Raw genomic sequence first — 2,411 nt, 5'->3', positions numbered from 1 at the left:
GCTGGTTTAAGCTCTCATCCTCGCGTACCGCCAAAGGGTGCTTTTTCATTCACTGTGGGGATGAGTCAGCGGTGGAAGTGGAGCTTCAAACCTAATGGGTGACAGCAGCGCAAATTGTATAGGGGTGACATCCAGATGATTCATCACATACGTATCGATAATTTCAAATCGTTGGTTGATTTTGAAATAGGCTTGTCGCGTTTTAGCTGCTTGGTGGGGCTTAACGGTGCGGGAAAATCGACCGTACTTCAGGCGTTGGATTTTATCTCGCAGCAGATGCGCGGTGATATTGATGGCTGGTTAGAACAGCGCCAATGGGAGCCGCGAGACCTGGGTTCGAAGCTGACAGCGAAGCAAAATATCGACATTTCGGTTCAGATTGAGACGGAAGAGCACGTTTTGATCGAATGGTCGGCTAGCTTTAATCGTCATTCTCTGCGCTGTACAAAAGAAGAAGTTATTAGCGGAGAAAAGCAACTGCTAAAAGTAGAAGACGGCGAATTTTTTCTCGACAGAGGCTTTGGCCCAGTAAGTTGGCGCCAAGAAAGTCAAGTCATCATGTTTGATTATCAGGGCTCGATTCTGTCTCGTGTCAAACACAACCACCTTGTTCATGAGCTTCAGGTGTTAAAAGAGTCGCTGACAAACATCCGTTCACTAGATTTACTTTCGCCGGAACATCTTCGTCAACGTGCGCGAGATTCCGCAGGACATTTAGGCTTGGGCGGTCAAAAACTATCGGCGTATCTGCACGAGCAGGGTGGTGAGGTTCGTCAGCGGCTGTTGGAGAGACTGCAGCATGCCTACCCTCAACTGGCCAGTATTGATACTCGCTCGCTCCGCTCTGGTTGGAAACACTTAGATATTGCCGAGCAGTTTAATGGCAAGGTACTGAACACGCCTGCGCGCCATGTTAACGATGGTTTACTACGCCTACTGGCGGTGCTCTCACAGTTAGCGTCTGATGAGCATTTTTTGTTATTCGATGAAATTGAAAACGGCATTAACCCAGAGCTTGTCGAGTTTTTGGTAGATGCACTGGTTGAGAGCGAACACCAAGTGATGGTGACCACACACAGCCCCGTTATTCTCAACTATCTGGAAGACGAGGTTGCCAAGCAGGGCGTTATTTATCTGTATAAAAATGCCAAAGGGGCGACCCAGTCAATACGTCTGTTTGAAATACCTTCACTGGCTGAGAAACTGCGGTTTATGGGGCCGGGTGAGGCGTTTATTGATACTCAGCTAACGGAGTTAGCCACTGAAATTCAATCGCTTAGCGCTAAGGGGGGCAAGGATGCATCTGCTGCTAAGCGGCGAAGGCCCAAGTGATATAGGCGTGTGCTACCCAGCGGCAAAAACCTGCAGCGTGGAAACGTTTAAGCCGGGGCCAATGGCATGGCTGGTGGATCAGTGGGTAGAACGGGTGCAGGGCTATGAGTTCTCTCACCTTCAAGCCGGACTTGTTAGCTTTGTGAGTGAGCAGCACCTGGTTGCGACAAGGCCATCCGCCGTCAAGAAGCCTAGCCGTTTGCCGGGTAAAAAACGCGCTAAAGAAACGAGTTACTACTTTAATAATGCGCGTGCATTAGCGCAGTGTGCACAAGTATTGGCTGATGAGATTGATGACGACGTGATTGCGGTGCTATTTCGCGATAGTGACGGCACGGCATCTGCTGGGCGTGGTGACTGGCAAACGAAATATGACTCCGTGCTGCAAGGCTTTGAGGCGGAAGGTTTTCCACATGGCGTAGCTATGATTCCTAGGCCTAAATCCGAAGCTTGGTTGTTATGTGCATTGAAGCCAGAGTCTCCTTACCAGCATTGCGCTGCGCTGGAGCAAGCCTCGGGCAATGATGACAGCCCCAATTCACTTAAAATGAAGCTTGATGCGGCGCTCCAGGGGCAAACTTCGGCAGATGAGTTAGCTGAAACTGCCAAAGACGGAAATATACAGTGGGAAAATATCGACATGCCTTCTCTAGATGTCTTTAAGCACCGGGTGGAAGCAGTTCTGAACTTGATTATTCGGCAAGGAGGCTAGATGCAGCTCGACCAACTCCAGCAGGGCTTACAACACGCCTTCTTCACCGACCGCCATCGGATTGTCTTCTGGTACGACGCCCCTGGCCACTTTGCGGATTCGCTGAATGAGCTCGCGCTGAAAGGCGTTCAGGTGATCAATATGGCGGGGGAGTCCACCCTTGGCGTGAAGCTACGCCTGGAGCTGGAAGAGCCGGAAATGCCCACGTTGCTCTACTTTCCCTCCGCCGAGCCAGCCCCAGAAGAGGACTGGCTGCTGGATATTAAGCTGTACTCTGGCCGCTTTTACGCCGACCGCGTTTCGATGATTTTCAACGAGCTGGGCCTAACCCGCCATGTGCTGCGCGAGCACTTGGCGCAGCGGCAGG

General features: G+C 51.1%; 2 protein-coding genes and 1 pseudogene. All 3 read left to right on the top strand.

What is annotated here, in order from left to right:
• Window positions 1–135 precede the first annotated feature (135 nt).
• Complete coding sequence (locus INT22_RS01680) at window positions 136–1,332, top strand: AAA family ATPase (RefSeq protein WP_193059743.1); 1,197 nt, start codon at window positions 136–138, stop codon at window positions 1,330–1,332.
• On the top strand, window positions 1,298–2,044 hold the full coding sequence (locus INT22_RS01675) for a hypothetical protein (RefSeq protein WP_193059744.1): 747 nt from the start codon (window positions 1,298–1,300) through the stop codon (window positions 2,042–2,044). Before INT22_RS01680 ends, INT22_RS01675 begins: the two co-directional genes overlap by 35 nt.
• A pseudogene (locus tag INT22_RS01670) lies at window positions 2,045–2,411 on the top strand (BREX-1 system phosphatase PglZ type A); the annotation flags it as partial.

It is taken from the genome of Halomonas sp. 3D7M (genome assembly GCF_014897885.1).
Taxonomy (GTDB): Bacteria; Pseudomonadota; Gammaproteobacteria; order Pseudomonadales; family Halomonadaceae; genus Vreelandella.
Note: the sequence above shows the minus strand (reverse complement) of the source record. Positions and strands in the feature narration are given on the sequence as shown.

Bases quoted from the DNA above. Each gene is read 5' to 3' on its own strand.
- INT22_RS01680 (WP_193059743.1), top strand. From the start codon at position 136: ATGATTCATCACATACGTATCGATAATTTCAAATCGTTGGTTGATTTT.
- INT22_RS01675 (WP_193059744.1), top strand. From the start codon at position 1,298: ATGCATCTGCTGCTAAGCGGCGAAGGCCCAAGTGATATAGGCGTGTGC.